14 protein-coding genes and 1 pseudogene are annotated in these 16,541 nt (G+C 53.8%); 12 read left to right on the forward strand and 3 right to left on the reverse strand.

Annotated features, from left to right (window positions below):
- Positions 1–104 precede the first annotated feature (104 nt).
- The 3 genes from HKT17_RS01970 (at position 105) to ccsB (ending at position 4,399) form a co-directional block, all read left to right on the forward strand.
- Positions 105–770, forward strand: a complete 666-nt coding sequence (locus HKT17_RS01970) for a c-type cytochrome (protein ID WP_240965878.1) — start codon at positions 105–107, stop codon at positions 768–770.
- 114 nt (positions 771–884) lie between these two features.
- Complete coding sequence (locus HKT17_RS01975) at positions 885–3,062, forward strand: cytochrome c biogenesis protein ResB (RefSeq protein ID WP_240965880.1); 2,178 nt, start codon at positions 885–887, stop codon at positions 3,060–3,062.
- Positions 3,059–4,399: a c-type cytochrome biogenesis protein CcsB gene (gene ccsB / locus HKT17_RS01980; RefSeq protein WP_105028086.1), complete on the forward strand. Its 1,341-nt coding sequence runs from the start codon at positions 3,059–3,061 to the stop codon at positions 4,397–4,399. Before HKT17_RS01975 ends, ccsB begins: the two co-directional genes overlap by 4 nt.
- An 85-nt stretch (positions 4,400–4,484) precedes the next feature.
- Here ccsB and lysA read toward each other — a convergent pair whose 3' ends face one another.
- Both lysA and lptM read right to left on the reverse strand, forming a co-directional pair.
- Complete coding sequence (gene lysA / locus HKT17_RS01985) at positions 4,485–5,792, reverse strand: diaminopimelate decarboxylase (RefSeq protein WP_171097423.1); 1,308 nt, start codon at positions 5,790–5,792, stop codon at positions 4,485–4,487.
- A gap of 77 nt (positions 5,793–5,869) precedes the next feature.
- A pseudogene (lptM, locus tag HKT17_RS01990) lies at positions 5,870–5,977 on the reverse strand (LPS translocon maturation chaperone LptM); the annotation flags it as partial.
- Between lptM and cyaY the strand changes: the two are divergent.
- Positions 5,976–6,302: an iron donor protein CyaY gene (gene cyaY, locus HKT17_RS01995; RefSeq protein ID WP_105028088.1), complete on the forward strand. Its 327-nt coding sequence runs from the start codon at positions 5,976–5,978 to the stop codon at positions 6,300–6,302. The pseudogene lptM and the gene cyaY sit on opposite strands and share 2 nt — an antisense overlap.
- A 5-nt stretch (positions 6,303–6,307) precedes the next feature.
- On the opposite strand, the gene HKT17_RS02000 is transcribed toward cyaY, so the two are convergent.
- Entirely contained in the window at positions 6,308–8,785 is a 2,478-nt protein-coding gene (locus HKT17_RS02000; RefSeq protein WP_171097425.1) for a penicillin-binding protein 1A, read from the reverse strand.
- 180 nt (positions 8,786–8,965) lie between these two features.
- Between HKT17_RS02000 and HKT17_RS02005 the strand changes: the two genes are divergently transcribed.
- The 8 genes from HKT17_RS02005 to HKT17_RS02040 are packed head-to-tail and all read left to right on the forward strand — an operon-like array spanning position 8,966 to position 16,531.
- Positions 8,966–9,934 (forward strand): hypothetical protein, encoded by a 969-nt coding sequence (locus HKT17_RS02005; RefSeq protein ID WP_105028089.1) that lies wholly within the window; start codon positions 8,966–8,968, stop codon positions 9,932–9,934.
- Positions 9,925–10,503: a PilN domain-containing protein gene (locus tag HKT17_RS02010; RefSeq protein WP_146106626.1), complete on the forward strand. Its 579-nt coding sequence runs from the start codon at positions 9,925–9,927 to the stop codon at positions 10,501–10,503. The genes HKT17_RS02005 and HKT17_RS02010 overlap by 10 nt, the downstream gene beginning before the upstream one ends.
- Positions 10,490–11,104 carry a type IV pilus inner membrane component PilO gene (locus HKT17_RS02015; protein ID WP_171097427.1) on the forward strand — a complete coding sequence of 205 codons (615 nt, stop codon included), beginning with the start codon at positions 10,490–10,492 and terminating at the stop codon, positions 11,102–11,104. The genes HKT17_RS02010 and HKT17_RS02015 overlap by 14 nt, the downstream gene beginning before the upstream one ends.
- Positions 11,101–11,619: a hypothetical protein gene (locus HKT17_RS02020; RefSeq protein ID WP_105028092.1), complete on the forward strand. Its 519-nt coding sequence runs from the start codon at positions 11,101–11,103 to the stop codon at positions 11,617–11,619. Before HKT17_RS02015 ends, HKT17_RS02020 begins: the two co-directional genes overlap by 4 nt.
- A complete protein-coding gene (locus tag HKT17_RS02025) occupies positions 11,616–13,697 on the forward strand; it encodes a type IV pilus secretin PilQ (protein WP_171097429.1) in 2,082 nt (693 codons plus the stop codon). Before HKT17_RS02020 ends, HKT17_RS02025 begins: the two co-directional genes overlap by 4 nt.
- Positions 13,698–13,746: 49 nt before the next feature.
- Positions 13,747–14,304 carry a shikimate kinase gene (locus HKT17_RS02030; RefSeq protein WP_335618241.1) on the forward strand — a complete coding sequence of 186 codons (558 nt, stop codon included), beginning with the start codon at positions 13,747–13,749 and terminating at the stop codon, positions 14,302–14,304.
- Positions 14,301–15,395, forward strand: a complete 1,095-nt coding sequence (aroB, locus tag HKT17_RS02035) for a 3-dehydroquinate synthase (protein ID WP_171097431.1) — start codon at positions 14,301–14,303, stop codon at positions 15,393–15,395. Before HKT17_RS02030 ends, aroB begins: the two co-directional genes overlap by 4 nt.
- Complete coding sequence (locus HKT17_RS02040; protein ID WP_371815435.1) at positions 15,368–16,531, forward strand: deoxyguanosinetriphosphate triphosphohydrolase; 1,164 nt, start codon at positions 15,368–15,370, stop codon at positions 16,529–16,531. The genes aroB and HKT17_RS02040 overlap by 28 nt, the downstream gene beginning before the upstream one ends.
- Positions 16,532–16,541: the final 10 nt, after the last annotated feature.

Below are 16,541 nucleotides of genomic sequence, written 5' to 3' on the forward strand. Positions count from 1 at the left end.
CTTTGCTGTAGTTGCGCGCCTTTGGTGGCCGCGCCCTTGTTTTTGATTGGGCTGGCTGGGCAGGGTTTTTTGGATAGCCGCACTATTTTTTGATGCACTTTTTGATGGGTTTGACCATGCTGAACAAGCTGACGACGCTTAAACTGAGTTCTCTGTTTGCCGCTTTGATGTTTTCAATGTCTGTGGCCCAAGCTGCCGGCCCCGTTGAAGTGTTCAAACCTGATTTGGCCAAAGGCAAGGAGATCATGCAGCAGTGTGTGGCTTGCCACGGCGCCGATGGCAATGCCTCAGCTCCTATTTATCCCAAGATCGCGGGTCAGCATGCCGAGTACCTGTACAAGCAACTGGTAAATTTCAAGCCTGGCAAAGATGGTGAAAAGCCGCTGCGAGACAATGCAATCATGGCAGGCTTCGCAGCTGCTTTGTCAGATGAAGACATGAAGAACGTGTCGGCTTACCTGCAAGCGCAAAAACAGACTTTGAGTTCAGCCAAGAACAAAGACACCCTGGCCTTGGGTGAAAAGATTTATCGTGGTGGTATTGCCGACAAAAAAATTCCAGCTTGTGCCGGTTGCCACAGCCCGAATGGCGCTGGTATTCCAGCCCAGTATCCACGTTTGGGTGGTCAGCATGCCCAGTACACAGAGAGCCAGTTGATAGCCTTCCGTGATGGTGTGCGCAACAACAGCGAACAGATGACAGTAATTGCAAACAAGATGTCGGACAAGGAAATGAAAGCAGTGTCCGATTACATCGCAGGTTTGCGTTGAACATTTGACGCAATCGCCGGTCAAAAAGGGGCTAGAGGATAGCCCCTTTTTTTTCGGCATGGGCAAAAGTCGGGAAAGTGAGAGAAGTACAAAGAGTCAATAGTGGGGAAGCGTGTGAGTAGTTCAGGGGACGTGGCAGACAATTTGAACCCACAAAGAATGGGCAAGCAGTCGTTTTGGGTCAGTTTGATGGAGTTGCTGGGCTCGATGCGTTTTGCAATCAGCCTGCTGACGCTGATTTGTATCGCCTCTGCAATTGGTACGGTGGTTGGTCAGGCTGATCCCTGGGTGAACTACGTGAACCAGTTTGGGCCTTTCTGGGCTTCGTTTTTCGAACCCATGGGTTTGTTCCGAATTTACAATGCGCCCTGGTTTATCGCCGTGATGGCGTTTTTGGTGGTGTCCACTTCCTTGTGCGTTTACCGCAATACGCCCAAGATGATCAAGGAAATGCGGGTGTATCGCGAGAATATTCGCGAGAACAGTTTGAGGGCCTTTGCTCACCGTTGGGAGGGGCGATTCAAGGAGAAGCCCTCTGAATTGCCAGGCATCGTCACCGAGTGGCTGGAGCACAAAGGTTTCAAGGTGAAACAATCGGTGCGCGACAACGGCACCATGGTGGCCGCCAAAGCAGGCAGTGCAAACCGTTTTGGATACATCGCCGCGCATTTGTCGATTATTGTGATTTGCATTGGTGGCTTGCTGGACAGCGGTGTGCCTTTGCAGGTTGCCGTTTGGGCAACTGGCAAAACGCCTGTGACCGGGGCTGAAATTACGGCGGGCATTCCGGAAAAGGCGCGCCTTGCGGAATCGAACCCAAGTTACCGTGCCAATTTGCTATTGCCAGAGGGTGAAACCAGCCGTGTGGCGGTGTTGAATACCGATGATGGTTTGCTGGTGCAAGACCTGCCGTTTGAGCTGACCCTGAAAGAATTTCGAATTGATTTTTACAGCACGGGCATGCCCAAGTTGTTCGCCAGTGATGTGGAGGTTTTTGACCCGGACACCCAGGAGCGGTTTGAGGCCACCATTGAGGTGAACAAACCGCTGATTTACAAGGGTGTGACGGTGTATCAGTCGAGCTTTGACGATGGTGGCACCAAGGTTCAACTGAAAGGCATTCCGCTAACCGGCGAGCGTGACTATCGCTTCGACCTGGATGGTGTGGTGGGCGGTGGCCGAGACCTGAGCCAGTTGCAAGGCGATTTGAGCCGGGATTTGAAGGTGGAGTTCACTGCTTTCAAATCAATCAATGTAGAGGCCTTGCCCGTGGACAACGCTGACCAGGTGAGCGTGGACGATTTGGCCTTGGGCAATGCCGATGCCTTGTCACCTTTCGAGACCAACCTGGCCAGCGTGTTGGGCCCCGGTGTCAAAGAGGACGCAAAGACCAAATTCACGAACATTGGCCCCAGCATTACCTACAAGTTGCGTGACCAGGCGGGGCAAGCCCGTGAGTTTCACAATTACATGTTGCCCATTAACCTGGATGGCGGACGGTATTATTTGGCGGGTGTGCGTGAAACCCCCGCGGATGGTTTTAAGTATCTGAGAATTCCAGTCGATGACAATGGCCAGCTGGAGGGCTTTATGCGCTTCCGCGCGGCCCTGCAAAATGATGAAATTCGAAGAACCGCGGCACAGCGTTTTGCGCAGCAGGCATTTGGCGACAGGCCCGATTCGGCCCAGTTGGTGGCCAGTGTGGCCGACAGTGCGCAGCGTGCCCTGGAGCGTTTTGCGGGCTTGAATAATTCGCTGTCAGGCTTGCCCGCCATTGCGCAGTTTATTGAAAGCACCGTGCCCGAGGGCGAACGCGAGAAAGCCAGTGACGTGATTATTCGTTTGTTGCAAGGCGCCATGTGGGAGGTTTATCAACTTTCACGCACCACGGCCAACTTGCCTCCTGCAGTACCTGATGAAGTACATGGACGATTTGTGCAGGACGCACAAATTGCCCTGTCGGATTTGTCGCTGTATGGCGCGCCAGTGATGTTTCAGCTGGACCAGTTTGATGAGGTGAAGGCCAGTGTGTTTCAGTTGGCCAAAGCCCCGGGGCAATGGATTGTCTATCTGGGTTGTTTGTTTTTGTGCATCGGGGTATTTTCGATGTTCTACATCCGCGAGCGCAGGGCATTTTTCTGGGTAACCCAGGATGAAGAGGGTTCCAAAGTGATGATGGGTATGTCCACCACTCGAAAGACCATGGATTTTGAGAAAGAGTACGAGCAGTTTGTGAATGAATTGAACAGCAGGGCTGCGCCTAAAGCAGCCTCGGCAGGAGATGCGGTATGAGTTCGACCTGGATCAATCAAAGCCCCACGGGCGATAAGCCAGGCTTGCCCACGAAAAAGGCGGGTTGGTTTTCAAAATCATTTCATTGGAGTGACTTTGCGTTTGCCGCATTGTTGGTGGCTGCGGCGGGTTATGCCTCGCAGCAATACCACAGTTTCATGGACATTTACGAGATCACTATTTTGTGGAGTTGTGTGCCTGTGACGGCTTACATGGCTTACCGCTGGGGATCACTGAAATGGTTGATTTTGACTGTCGCGGGTTTGAGCTTGCTGGCAATTTCAAGTTATGGCGGTGATTTGGCGGCCGCAGAGCAGAAGTTTTTCCTGAAGTACCTGCTTTCAAGTCAATCCGCCATCTTGTGGATGGGCGTGATGTTTGTGGTAGCCACTGTGTCCTACTGGATTGGTTTGGTTGGCCGTTCTCCCACAGCGGGTTTTGTGGGCACCGCGTTGACCTGGGGTGCTGTTGTGATGGGCTTTGCCGGCATGTTCATTCGCTGGTACGAAAGCTACCTGATAGGGCCGGATGTAGGCCACATTCCGGTTTCCAATTTGTACGAAGTTTTTGTGCTGTTTGCCCTGATTACGGCGATCTACTACCTGTTTTACGAGCAGGTGTATAAAACCCGCCAGCTGGGTGCCTTTGTGATGTTGGTGGTGGTGGCCGCAGTGGGCTTTCTTGCCTGGTACGGCGTGGAGCGCCAGGCTTATGCCATTCAGCCATTGGTGCCCGCCCTGCAAAGCTGGTGGATGAAAATTCACGTACCCGCCAACTTCATTGGTTACGGTACTTTCTCGATTGCAGCGATGGTGGCGTTTGCTTACCTGTTGAAGGTGTATGCCCATGCGCCCAGTATCAAGGCATTGATTCCCACCGGTATTTTGGGTGTGTTGATGTTCCTGGAGCCCATGGTGTTCCGTACCGAAGGAATTTCAATTTACTGGGCCTTGTACCTGGGCATTGGTTGTGCCGTGGTGGGTGCAATTTTGCTGGCGCGCAAGCGCATTGCAGATGCCTTGCCCCCGCTGGAAGTACTGGACGACGTGATGTACAAGTCGATCGCCGTGGGTTTTGCATTTTTCACAGTGGCCACCATTTTGGGCGCTTTGTGGGCCGCAGAGGCCTGGGGCGCATACTGGCAATGGGACCCGAAGGAAACCTGGGCGCTGGTGGTGTGGTTGAACTATGCTGCCTGGCTACACATGCGTTTGGTGAAAGGCCTGCGTGGCGTGGTTGCATCCTATTGGGCTTTGGTGGGCTTGCTGGTCACCGGTTTTGCTTTCCTGGGCGTGAACATGTTCTTGTCTGGTTTGCATTCTTACGGCGAGTTGTAATCAGGTAAGCGATTAGCGCGCTGAGTAATAAAAAAAGCCCCGGTTCGCTTGAATCGGGGCTTTTTTCTTTCATACCTGGATGTGATTAAACATCGAGTTCCGGGCGAAGCTGGTCTTCGATGGTTTCGCGCCGACGAATCAAAGTGACTTTGCCGTTTTCCAAAAGCACTTCCGCTGCACGGCCGCGGCTGTTGTAGTTCGATGCCATGGTTTGGCCGTAGGCACCCGCTGACAAAATGGCGAGGTAGTCGCCCTGTTCAATGGCCAGAGTGCGGTTTTTTGCCAGCCAGTCGCCCGATTCACACACCGGGCCCACCACATCGTATTCTTGTGCCGTGGCATGAGGGTTGTTTTGTACCGCCACCACACCATGGAACGCTTTGTACATTGCCGGGCGCATCAGGTCGTTCATGGCGGCGTCCACGATCGCGAAGTGTTTGCCTTCATTTTCTTTCAGGAATTCAACCTGGGTTAGCAAAACCCCCGCGTTGCCTACGATGGAGCGTCCGGGCTCGAATGACAAGGTGGGCATGCCGCGACCCTTGGCTTGGGCCCAGCTTTGAACTTTGCCGATTAACTTGGGTAGTACTTCAGCCGGTGTGGGTGGTGTTTCGTCCAGATAACGAATGCCGATGCCGCCGCCCAGGTCGAGGTGGTTGATTTCAATGCCGTCGGCTGCCAATTGGTCAAGCAATGCCAATACCCGGTCAAGCGCATCGAAATAGGGGCTTGCATCCGTGAGTTGAGAGCCAATGTGGCAATCGATGCCATGCACATTCAGCCACGGGTGTGAATTGGCAAATTGATAAACCCGTTTGGCCGCGTTCATCGACACGCCAAATTTGTTTTCTTTCAGGCCCGTGGAAATATAGGGGTGGGTTTTTGCATCGACATCGGGATTGACACGCAGCGACACATTGGCTTTCCGTTGCAATTTCTCGGCAACCAGGGCCACGCGCTCCATTTCGGCTTCAGATTCCACATTGAAGCAGCCCACGCCTTGACCCAGTGCGTATTCAATTTCCTGCATGGATTTGCCCACGCCTGCGAACACTGCCTTTTCAGGAGCACCACCTGCTGCGATGACACGTGCCAGTTCACCGGCAGACACAATGTCGAACCCTGCACCCTCTTGGGCCAGCAATTTCAGAATATGAATGTTGGAGTTGGCTTTGACCGCGTAGCAGATGGTGACGTGGGCCAGACCCTGACAGGCGCTGGCGTATGCACGATAAGCCGCTTTGATGGAAGAGGCGGAATACACATACAAGGGTGTTCCGAATTCCTGCGCCAAACCGGAAAGCTCGGTGCTCTCGAATTGAAGTTCTCCACTGGCTGTGTCGAACTGCAAGTGGGGGTTTAGATCGCTGGGATTCACTGAGTTGTTTTGCACGGTAAAATTGCTCGAAAATTGTAGGTTTAGCGGTTTTGCTGTTGTTCAGGTTTGTCGTAGCCAGCGGGCTTGGGCAGAGGGGCAGGCGGCTCGGGCAAATAAAGTGGTCCGCGTTGGCCGCAAGCATTCAGGCCCAGTGCAAACAGGGTGACAATGGCCAATGTTCTTAGAGGTGATTTTTTCATGACAGACACAGAATTCCAGGCGGTGGTGGATGCCACCTTGGTTCAAGTAGAAGAGTATATTGAATCCTTGGTCGATACGCTGGACCTTGATGCAGATTCAATGCGCTCGGGCAATGTATTAACCCTTGATTTTGAAGACAAAGGCAAGATGATTTTAAACAGCCAGGTGGCCAATCACGAGTTGTGGCTGGCTGCAAAATCGGGTGGTTTTCATTATCAGTATGCCAATGGCGAATGGCTGGACACCCGCAGCAAAACGCCCTTCAAAACTCACTTTGTTGAACTGCTGAGTGGCCAATTGGGGCAAAACTGCCCCAATTTCTAAGCGTTTTAGTTGTTGCCGAACAGCCGTTCAATATCATCCCGCGGCTGCTCTCGCGGGCGGGCTGGTGCCGCGTGGCTGGTACCATCGCCTGCGGTGGGGTTGCCACTGATGGGTGCTTCGCCGCTGCCCTCGAGCATGCCGCCCAAGCCTTTCAGGAAATTGAAAAGGCTTGGAATGTCGTCGCCACCGCCGTTCACATCGATGCGGCCCACGCCATTGCCGGGTGTGTATTCGGAGTAGTAATAATTCCCGTCGATGTATTCAATGCCTGGGGGGACCACTTGTGGTTTTTCTGGTGAATCAGCCAGCGCCACTTTCATGTAATCAATCCAGATTGGCAAGGCCAGGCCTCCACCAGTTTCGCGGGCACCCAGGTTGCGGGGTTGGTCGTAGCCAACCCAGGCCACCGCCGAAATGTCGCTGTTGTAGCCTGCGAACCAGGCGTCGTGGCTGTCGTTGGTGGTGCCTGTTTTGCCAACAATGTCTCCCCGGTTGAGCACTTTGGCCCGGGTGGCTGTGCCGCGCTCAACCACTTCGCGCAGAAGGCGGGTGGTCAGGAATGCATTGCGGGCATCGATTACACGGTTGGCTTCCTCGCCAGCAACAGCAGGGCGGGCACGGGCCACAATTCGACCGGTGCCATCGGTGATTTTTTCAATCAAATAGGGTTTGACGCGGTAACCCGAATTGGCAAATACGGCAAACGCGCTGGCCATTTGAAGGGGGTTTGTTGTAACAGCGCCCAAGGCCATGGTGAGGTAGGGCGGCACATTGGCAGCAGGAAAGCCAAACTGTGTGGCCCAACGCTGGCCGTATTGTGGGGTAATTTCTTGTAGCACCCGGATGGACACCATGTTTTTCGACTTGGCCAGGCCTTCTTTGAGCAACATGGGGCCATCGTACTTGCCATCGTAGTTTTTCGGGCTCCAGTCCTTGCCACCCGGGGTGTCGGCTGGCACAAAAATGGGCTCATCGGCCACCAGTGTGGTTGGTGTGATTCCCTTTTCAAGTGCAGCAGAATACACAAATGGCTTGAATGCCGAGCCCGGTTGGCGGGTGGCTTGGGTGACATGGTTGAATTTGTTGCGAGAAAACTCGAACCCACCGGACAGGGCGCGGATTGCGCCGTCTTTGGGGCTAATGGCAATAAACGCAGCTTCCACTTCAGGCAATTGCGTCAGCATGGGGGGCTGGTCTTTGCGTTTTAAAATACGCACAACAGCACCACGTTTCAGTCGTTTGTTGGCTGGGGCGCGTTCATTTAACCAGCTTTCTGCAGGCTTCAGGCTTGTGCCTGTCAGTTTTAGGGGCTCCCCTGCGCCTTGCGACACCACCACTTCAGTGGGGCTGGCTGATAGCACCACTGCGCTTTGTAAAAAGCCGTAGTCGGTGTAGTCGCTGATGTTGTCACCGATGACTTCTTCGGCTTCTTTTGGGTCGTTGGGCAGCTCAATGTAGCCTTCAGGGCCACGGAAGAATTGACGCAGTTCATAGTCCATCACGCTGTTGCGCAAGGCGCGCTGGGCAGCACGCTGTTCTTTTGCAATCAAGGTTGTGGTCACGGTGATGCCCGAGGTATAGGCTTCTTCGCCATACATTTCAACCACGGCCTGGCGTGCCATTTCAGCTGCATAGTCAGCATTGATGGTCAGGCCTGTTGTGGCCTCGATGTCATCGCCGTTGGCTTTGCGGTTGCGGTACACCAACTCGGTGTTCAAGGCTTCTTCAAACTGTGCATCGTCGAGATACTCGAGGTCGTTCATGCGGCGTAGTACATACTCCTGGCGCACACGGGCACGGCTTGGATTTACGATTGGATTGTAGGCAGAGGGCGCTTTGGGCAAACCAGCCAACATGGCTGCCTCTGCGGCATTGATGTCGCGCAGCGGTTTGCCGAAATACACTTGTGAGGCAGATTGAAACCCGTAGGCGCGTTGGCCCAGGTAAATCTGGTTGATATAAAGCTCCAGAATTTCGTCTTTGCTCAGGCTGTCTTCAATTTTGTAGGCCAGCAGCACTTCATACAGTTTGCGGGTCCAGGTTTTGTCTCGGGTCAGGAAGAAATTGCGGGCGACCTGCATGGTAATGGTGCTGGCGCCCTGTGTGCGCCCGCCCGAGGTGACGTTGGTCACCAAGGCCCGTGCAACGCCCATGAAGTCGATGCCGCCGTGCTCGTAGAACCGATCGTCCTCGGCCGCCAAAATGGCTTGTTGCATCACCAAGGGCACCTCGGTAATGTCGACTGGGCGGCGCCGTTCTTCGCCAAATTCACCGATGAGTACGCCATCGGTAGTCAACACGCGCAGCGGCACTTTGGGTCGGTAATCAGTCAGGGTATCGAGGTCGGGTAACTTGGGGAAAATAAGTGCCAAGGCCACGCCCACGAGCAGCGCGCCAGACACGCCCAAGCCGATCAGTACGGTGAGCGCGGTCGCAATAAAGCCATCGGAGTGGTGCTTGAGGCGGATTTTGTTTGAATTCACAGGTCGGAGCAGGATTGGTGTCAGTGGTTACATTGTATCTGCCAACGCACGGGAATTTCCGATCGTTGACTCTAGTGGTGAATTCGTGCTCTCCCCCTAGTGGTTGTACCCCTCCAATGAGGGTTAGCTGGCTACGCTGAATTCTCTACCCTGAAGCTCTACCTTGCTCAGGGTTCATTCATGAAATCAGTTCGAAAGTGGTTTTTTAGCTTGCACGCGGGCGCGGCCCATGCCTTGTCCATCTCGTTCAGTGGTGGCAGGTGGCGGTGGGTTTACGGAGAAATTGAGCGCCAGGGCCGCCTGTCATTCAAGTCGATTCGTGCATCGGGTGGCGGTACCCTGGAGCTTGTCCCTCAGGATGATGCTTTGTTGAGCGCGGCATCCCTGGAGCAAGCGATCGTGGCTGCAATTCGGGAGCTACCACCCACTCTGGCCAAGCCACAGTTCGTGGTGGTTTCTGTGCCTTCCAAACATGCTTATTTGGGGGAGATTGGCGTGGCCAAGGATGAGCGCGAGAACTTGATTCGTTTTCAGATTCAGGAATTGATGGAAGCCGCTGCGGGGGAATCGGAGCGTGAGGCTGCTTTTGATTGGCAGGTGAAGGCAGAACTGTCAGATGGCAGCATTAGCCTGGCTGTTGCAGGAATTGACCAAAAACAGGTTGATGAAATCATGCGTGCCTGCCAGTCCTGTGGATTGACCTGTCTGGGCATTACGCTGGACACCGTGGCTGCCATGAATGGCTATTTGCAGATGGCTCCTGCTGCATTGAAGTCGGCAGATATCCGTTTCCTGTTGCACGGTGAACTGTCTCGCCACCATGTTCGATTGGCCGTTTTCTCTCAAGGTGTGCTGTTCAATGAAAGCTGGGAGCACAGCGAGGAGGGCTTCTCGGTGGTGCAGGCAGTGTCTGCGCTGGAGCGCCTTGTATCGACTTGGACACGAGACGGTGCCCCTGAGGAGGTTGCTTCGGTTCGCCTGATTCTTGGAGGCGAGCTGATGTATGCAAAAGGATGTGAGTCAACTGCCAAACGCAGCCAAACCTTGTCACCACGCTTGATTGATATTTCTCCCCGAAAAGAATTGCAAGGACGATGGCATGACGACGTGGTGCCGTTTGGTGCTTTGGAGGCGATGCCATGCGAGTAATTCTATTCAATCTTTACCCTTACCGGGTGTTGCGTGAGACACGCAGAAAGCGCCGTTTCATGGCCGAGTTGACGGTGGGTGTAGTGCTCGGTTTGGGTGCCTGCTACGCCATTGGCAGCGAATTTAGCGCGCGCGTGGCAAGACAAGAGGAATTTCTTGGCAATTTGAGCGCGATGGAATCAGAAATGGCGACACGCGTGGCCGAGGTTCAAGCCATGAAAGACAAGGTGACGGTGTTGAATCGCCAGGTGAGTGCTTTGGAGGCGGTGGAAAAAGAATCGATTCTTGCAAGCAGATGGGTTTCTTTCCTTGACGGGACGGTGCCTTCCAATGTGTCGATGACGCGTTTGTTTGTGAGCAAAGACGTGTTGATCATCAACGGCTTTACTGATGCGGTGTCAAGCCTGGCGCAGTGGGTGGACCAAATGGAGGCTGGCAACAGCCTGTTCGAATCAGTCGACCTGGTATCGGTGACTGAGCCGAAGCAGACGGTCAAGGGCGTGGTGGACAACCGCCATCTGTTTGAGATCAGGGCTATTTTGCGAGGTGCTGAGCATGCGCCTGGATGAGATGAGTTTTCGGGACTTGGCCGATGAACTGCCCTTGCTTCCTTGGTCAAAAAGGCTGTTGTTGATTGGGGGGCTTTGGTTGGTGTTTTTGGTGCTGGGTTTTTTTCTGTTCTGGAAAGACACCTTAACCGTAAGCACACAACTTGAAACCAATATTCAGGAATCTTTGGCCCGTCTGGATACGCAGTCGCGTTTGTTGCTGGACCGACCTGCGATTGAGGCTGAATTGGCTCAACTGGAGGTGCAGTTGCCTTTGCTGAAAATGGCCTTGCCCTCTGAGCGTGAACTGGCCTCGCTGCTGGAGCGTATCAATGAAGTGATTCTGGATCACGAATTAAAGCTTGCCGAGTTTACGCCCAAAGAGCCATTGAACCGCGAAGTGATGCGTGTGGTGCCGGTGACAGTCAGTGTGCGCGGTGATGGCGATGCAATTTCACGTTTGCCGAATTACATTGCCGCACTTAGCCGCCAGGTGAGTTTGAAGGAGTTTGACATGGCGTATTTGCCGGATGAGGGTGGTTGGAAAATGACCGGTGAGCTGAATGCCTTTGCACAACTGCCCTTGAATGCACCGCAAGCCGTGGAGGTCGAAAACCCATGATGGACTTTCTCTTTTCGATACTGCTGGTGCCCTTTTTTCCTGAATTGGGAGATCCCCAGGACAATCACGCCGTGGCCATGGCGGAGTTGGGGCAACGCCTGAACGCGGGTCAGAGGCAAGCTGGGGATGTATCAGAGCCTGAAGATTCAAGCGCGTTACAACACGCGGGCAACTTGAGTGTTCGTGCGGCAGATTTACCGCCGATCACCGGTCGTTTGTTTCAATGGTCGAGTACCCAATGGGGCGATGAGGCCGATCGGCGCGCAGCCGTTAATTTGTCGGCGGAATCGTTGCGCCTGACGGGTTTGATTGAGTCGGCTGGTCAACGTGTTGCCATTCTGAATGACGGGCACGTCGACCATGTTGTTGGGGTGGGCAGTTACGTGTTGGGCACCTACAAAGTGACCTCTTTTGGACCGGGGCAGGTTGTGCTGTCGCGAATAGACTCCAGGGCGGGAGAAAAGCGCCTTGAACTGAACTTGATGCCAGTGAACATACCCGAGGATGCTCAATGAACAATCAACTATTTAATGCTGGGTTTGTGCGAACTTGTTTTAAGGCAGTTGCGCTGGCAGCGGGTTTGCTGATGCATTTTCAAGTTCATGCCCTGGCGGTGGTGGACGCCAAACTGGAAGAGTTGGCCGACCAGGCCCGCGTGACCCTGTTTTTTGATCAGGATTTCGATGGCAAATTGGGCTTGTTCCGGATTGCAAACCCTGCCCGACAGGTGCTTGATTTTCCCGTTGAATTGGGCAACAGCACGCTACCCATGGCTTTTCCCTCGGGCAGCAGAATCAAAAAGGCCCAGCTGATCGCGGCGGGCGGAAAAACCCGACTTGTGTTTGAGTTGGCGCAAAATTACGAAGTGCAGCTTAATCAAAAAGATCGCGCAATTGAGCTGACATTCTCCGGACCAAAACCCTTTCAGCCCAACGGCGGGCAGGCAGCGGTGTTGTCTGAGCAAAGTGAGCTCAAAGACACTGTTGCGCAGATCATGGGCAGGCCTGCAATGATTGCAGAAGGCCCGGTCATGAAAGCCTGGAAGATGGACAAATTGGCTGGGAAATGGGTGCTTCGGCTGGAGTTCGATCGGCCCGATATTGTAGCGGACGCGATGCTGCTGAACGACCAGTTGAAAGTCAGGTTCGCCAATGCGCAACTTGCTTCGGGTGTTGCGCGGCAATTGCAAACCACTGGAGATTCACCGATTGCCATGGCGGAGTTGAAGCCTGGAGATTTGGCATTGACTGTTCAGATGAAACTGAATGGTGCCACGCACCTGGTGCGTCAACGTGGACCAGTGGTGGAGGTTGAGCTAAGCCCGACGCAAAACATGGCTGCACAAACAAAGGCAATTGAACTGAAGCCCGCAACTTCAGAGCAAAGTGTGGTGGCCCGATACATAGGTCGCCCAATTACGCTCGACTTCAAGGATGCTGATATACGCACCGTGATGCAGGTGTTTGCCGACTTTACAAAAATGAACCTGGTGTTGAGCGACTCGGTTCAGGGCAAGGTGACGGTGTTTCTTAAAGATGTACCGTGGGACCAGGCGCTGGACATTGTGATGCGCTCCAAAGGTTTGGTGTCGAGCCAGTCGGGCAATGTGTTGTTGGTTTCCACGCCCACGGATGTCACCAACGATCAGTTTCAAACCGCCAACCGCCGTGCTCAGGACGAAATGGAGCCCTTGGTGTCCAAGGTGTTTCAGGTGAGCTATCAAAAAACAGCCGACTTGGTGGCGTTGATCAAATCAGAGGATTCCAAACTGTTGTCGGCTCGAGGCACCTTGATTTCAGATGAGCGCACCAGCCAGATTTTCGTTCAAGACACGCCTACCCGGCTTGAGCGCATCAGCATGATCATCAATGGTCTGGACAAACCTGTGAAGCAGGTGATGATTGAGGCGCGTGTTGTGCTTGCAGATACCTCGGTGTCTCGAGATTTGGGCATCAGGTTGCGGGCTTTGTCAGCTCGGGCCGACCCGGGTTTTGAGGATGTTGGCGATCAGTTTGGCAGCGGCAATTTCGTGAATACCGGTGTTGAAAACGCGACCAATTTGGGCTACACCCTGTTCAATGCCAATTCAACGCGATTGATCAATTTGCAGCTTCGGGCGCTTGAAATTGAAAACAAGGTGCGCACGGTGTCCAATCCCCGCGTCATTACCTCGAACAAAGAACCTGCCTTGATTGAGCAGGGTACTGAAATTCCTTACCAAATTGCCACCAGCAGTGGTGCAACAGCCACCGAGTTCAAGGAGGCCAATTTGAAGTTGGCAGTGACACCTCAAATTGCACCCGACGGCACGGTGCTGCTGGATGTGGATGTTGCGAAAGACTCCATCGGAATAGAAACTTCCAACGGACCTGCGATCGACACACGCCGGGTGAAAACCAAAGTTTTGGTCAGCGACGGAGGCACAGTGGTTCTGGGTGGTATTTTCGAAGAAGATGACAATGTGCTGAATGACAAAACCCCGTTTTTGGGTGATATCCCGGGGTTGGGTGTCTTGTTTCGTGGCAAAAATGAATCCAAGCGCCGTGCTGAATTGTTAATCTTTTTGACGCCGGTTGTGCTTACAAGCCAATAGCACATGCTTTACCGTACAATGATTTGATTGTTCACAAAGACTTAACGAAGTGTCTAATCAATGCATTGTGCTGGTGGGCATGATGGGTGCCGGCAAAAGCACAGTCGGCAAGGCCTTGGCCAAGCATCTGTCCTGGGAATTCACTGACACCGATCACCTGATCGAGCATCAAACAGGTGTCAGTATTCCCGTTATTTTCGAGATTGAGGGCGAGGCTGGTTTTCGTCGACGAGAATCGACTGCGCTGGCCAGCTTTGTTGGCCGGGAAAGGCAGGTGATCGCCACCGGCGGCGGCATCGTGCTGGCGCCAGAAAATCGTGAACTTCTGAAGCAAATTGGTGCTGTGGTGTATTTAAGCGCCTCGGCGGCTGAACTGTACCAACGCACGCGGATGGACAAGAACCGCCCCTTGCTGCAAGGCCCCAACCCCCGCAAGAAAATTGAAGAATTGCTGGCAGCGCGATTGCCACTGTACAAACAGTGCGCCGATGTGGTCGTGGAGACTGGCCGGCAACCTGTTTACCAAATTGTGAACAAAATCAGCCATGCTTTAAAATTGGGCCAAAAGGCGCCCGACACTGAACAGAAGGCCACCGGAACAGAATGAGTCAATACACCCTTGAAGTTGATTTGGGCGAACGCAGTTACCCGATTCACATCGGCGCGGGCCTGCTAGACAAGGCTGCCCTTTTTCAGCCCCATGTGGCGGGTAAAACCGTGATGATTTGTACCAACACCACGGTAGGGCCGTTGTATGCAGAACGTTTGAAAACCACGTTGCAGCAAGCAGGTGCGAAGCTGGTACATGTGGTCAGCCTGCCGGACGGCGAGGAATACAAAGACTGGCCCACCCTGCAGCGGGTGTTTGATGCCTTGTTGCAAAACCACTGCGACCGCAAAACCGTGTTGGTGGCGCTGGGCGGCGGTGTGATTGGGGACATGGGCGGCTTTGCGGCGTCCGCCTTCATGCGCGGAATTCCCTTTATTCAGGTGCCCACCACTTTGCTGAGTCAGGTGGACAGTTCGGTGGGTGGAAAAACCGGTATCAACCATCCCTTGGGCAAAAACATGATTGGTGCGTTTTACCAGCCGCAAATGGTGTTGACCGATATCTCTACCCTGAACACCTTGCCGGATCGCGAACTGAGTTGCGGCCTGGCTGAAATCATCAAGCATGGCGCAATCGCAGACACTGAATACCTGGACATGGTCGAGGCCAACATGCCCGCTCTGCTGAACCGTGATCCCGAGTTGTTGGCGCTCGTGGTGAAGCGTTCCTGCGAGATCAAGGCCGATGTGGTGTCTAAAGATGAACGTGAAGGTGGCATACGCGCCATTTTGAATTTTGGTCATACCTTCGGGCATGCGATTGAAGCAGGCATGGGCTATGGCCAGTGGTACCACGGCGAGGCCGTGGGTTGTGGCATGGTGATTGCTGCCGATTTGTGCCGCCGCATGGGTCGCCTGAGCGTGGAAGAATCTGCCCGCCTGAAGAAGATTGTGATTGATGCCCGGTTGCCAGCCATTCCGCCACGCTTGGGCGTGGACAAGTTCATGGCGCTGATGGCCCATGACAAAAAAGCGGATTCGGGCTCGATTAAATATGTGCTGTTGAATGGCCTGGGTGGGGCATCCACCTCGCCGGCCGATGAGGCCCTTGTACGGCAAACATTGCAGGAAATGGGGGCAGGGGACTAACAGTGCGCAACTTCGAACTCAGTTTGGCCCCGTATGCAGTCAGTTCCACGAACACACGTGGCCGGCTGCACCCTGAGAAAAGCCCGGAAGGCCGAACCGAATTTGAGCGTGACCGTGACCGCATTATTCACAGTGCAGCGTTTCGTCGCCTTGAATACAAAACCCAGGTATTTGTAAACACCGAAGGTGATTTGTACCGCACACGCCTCACCCACAGCCTTGAAGTGGCACAAATTGCGCGCAGCATTTCCCGCAACCTGGGCTTGAACGAGGAGTTAACCGAGGCGGTGGCGCTGGCCCATGATTTGGGGCACACGCCCTTTGGCCACGCCGGGCAAGACGCACTCAATGAATGCATGGCCCCGCACGGGGGCTTTGAGCACAACCTGCAAAGCCTGCGGGTTGTGGATGAGCTGGAAGAGAAATATGCCAGTTTCAATGGCCTGAACTTGTGCTTTGAAACCCGTGAAAGTATTTTGAAACATTGCTCGAGGCCCAATGCAGAGAAGCTGGGTGAAGTGGCCGACCGTTTTTTAAGCAACCGCCGTCCGGTGCTTGAAGCACAAGTGACTAACCTGGCCGATGAAATTGCCTACAACAACCATGACATTGACGATGGTTTGCGTTCAGGTCTGATTACCCTGGAGCAAGCGGCCGAGGTTCCGCTGTTCAAAATACACTTGGACCGTGTGAAAACCCGTCACCCCAATATTGAAGGTCGCAGGCTGATTCATGAAACTGTGCGTGGCATTATCAATGCTTTGGTTCAAGACCTTTTGCATGAATCGGAGCGCCGAATTCAAGCCATGAAACCCACCTGTGTTGCCGATGTTCAATTGGCCGACAAGTTGATTGGTTTCAGCCCGGAAATGGCTGAGCTGAACCACGCCCTGAAGGTGTTTTTGCGCAAAGCCCTGTATCAACACTATCAAGTGTTGCGCGCCACGTTAAAGGCTCGTCGCGTGGTTCAGGAGTTGTTCCATATTTTCATGGATGATCCACGCCTGTTGCCACCCCAGTTTTTTCAGCGTTCCGAAGCTGATATACCGCGTGCAATCGCGGACTACATTGCCGGCATGACCGACCGCTATGCCATGAAAGAGCATCAGCGCCTGACTGTGCCCGGCGTTCAGTAACACCAGCGCC

This window comes from Limnobacter sp. SAORIC-580, assembly GCF_013004065.1.
Lineage (GTDB): Bacteria > Pseudomonadota > Gammaproteobacteria > Burkholderiales > Burkholderiaceae_B > Limnobacter > Limnobacter profundi.

Bases quoted from the DNA above. Each gene is read 5' to 3' on its own strand.
- HKT17_RS01970 (WP_240965878.1), top strand. From the start codon at position 105: ATGGGTTTGACCATGCTGAACAAGCTGACGACGCTTAAACTGAGTTCT.
- ccsB (WP_105028086.1), top strand. From the start codon at position 3,059: ATGAGTTCGACCTGGATCAATCAAAGCCCCACGGGCGATAAGCCAGGC.
- cyaY (WP_105028088.1), top strand. From the start codon at position 5,976: ATGACAGACACAGAATTCCAGGCGGTGGTGGATGCCACCTTGGTTCAA.
- HKT17_RS02005 (WP_105028089.1), top strand. From the start codon at position 8,966: ATGAAATCAGTTCGAAAGTGGTTTTTTAGCTTGCACGCGGGCGCGGCC.
- HKT17_RS02010 (WP_146106626.1), top strand. From the start codon at position 9,925: ATGCGAGTAATTCTATTCAATCTTTACCCTTACCGGGTGTTGCGTGAG.
- HKT17_RS02015 (WP_171097427.1), top strand. From the start codon at position 10,490: ATGCGCCTGGATGAGATGAGTTTTCGGGACTTGGCCGATGAACTGCCC.
- HKT17_RS02020 (WP_105028092.1), top strand. From the start codon at position 11,101: ATGATGGACTTTCTCTTTTCGATACTGCTGGTGCCCTTTTTTCCTGAA.
- HKT17_RS02025 (WP_171097429.1), top strand. From the start codon at position 11,616: ATGAACAATCAACTATTTAATGCTGGGTTTGTGCGAACTTGTTTTAAG.
- aroB (WP_171097431.1), top strand. From the start codon at position 14,301: ATGAGTCAATACACCCTTGAAGTTGATTTGGGCGAACGCAGTTACCCG.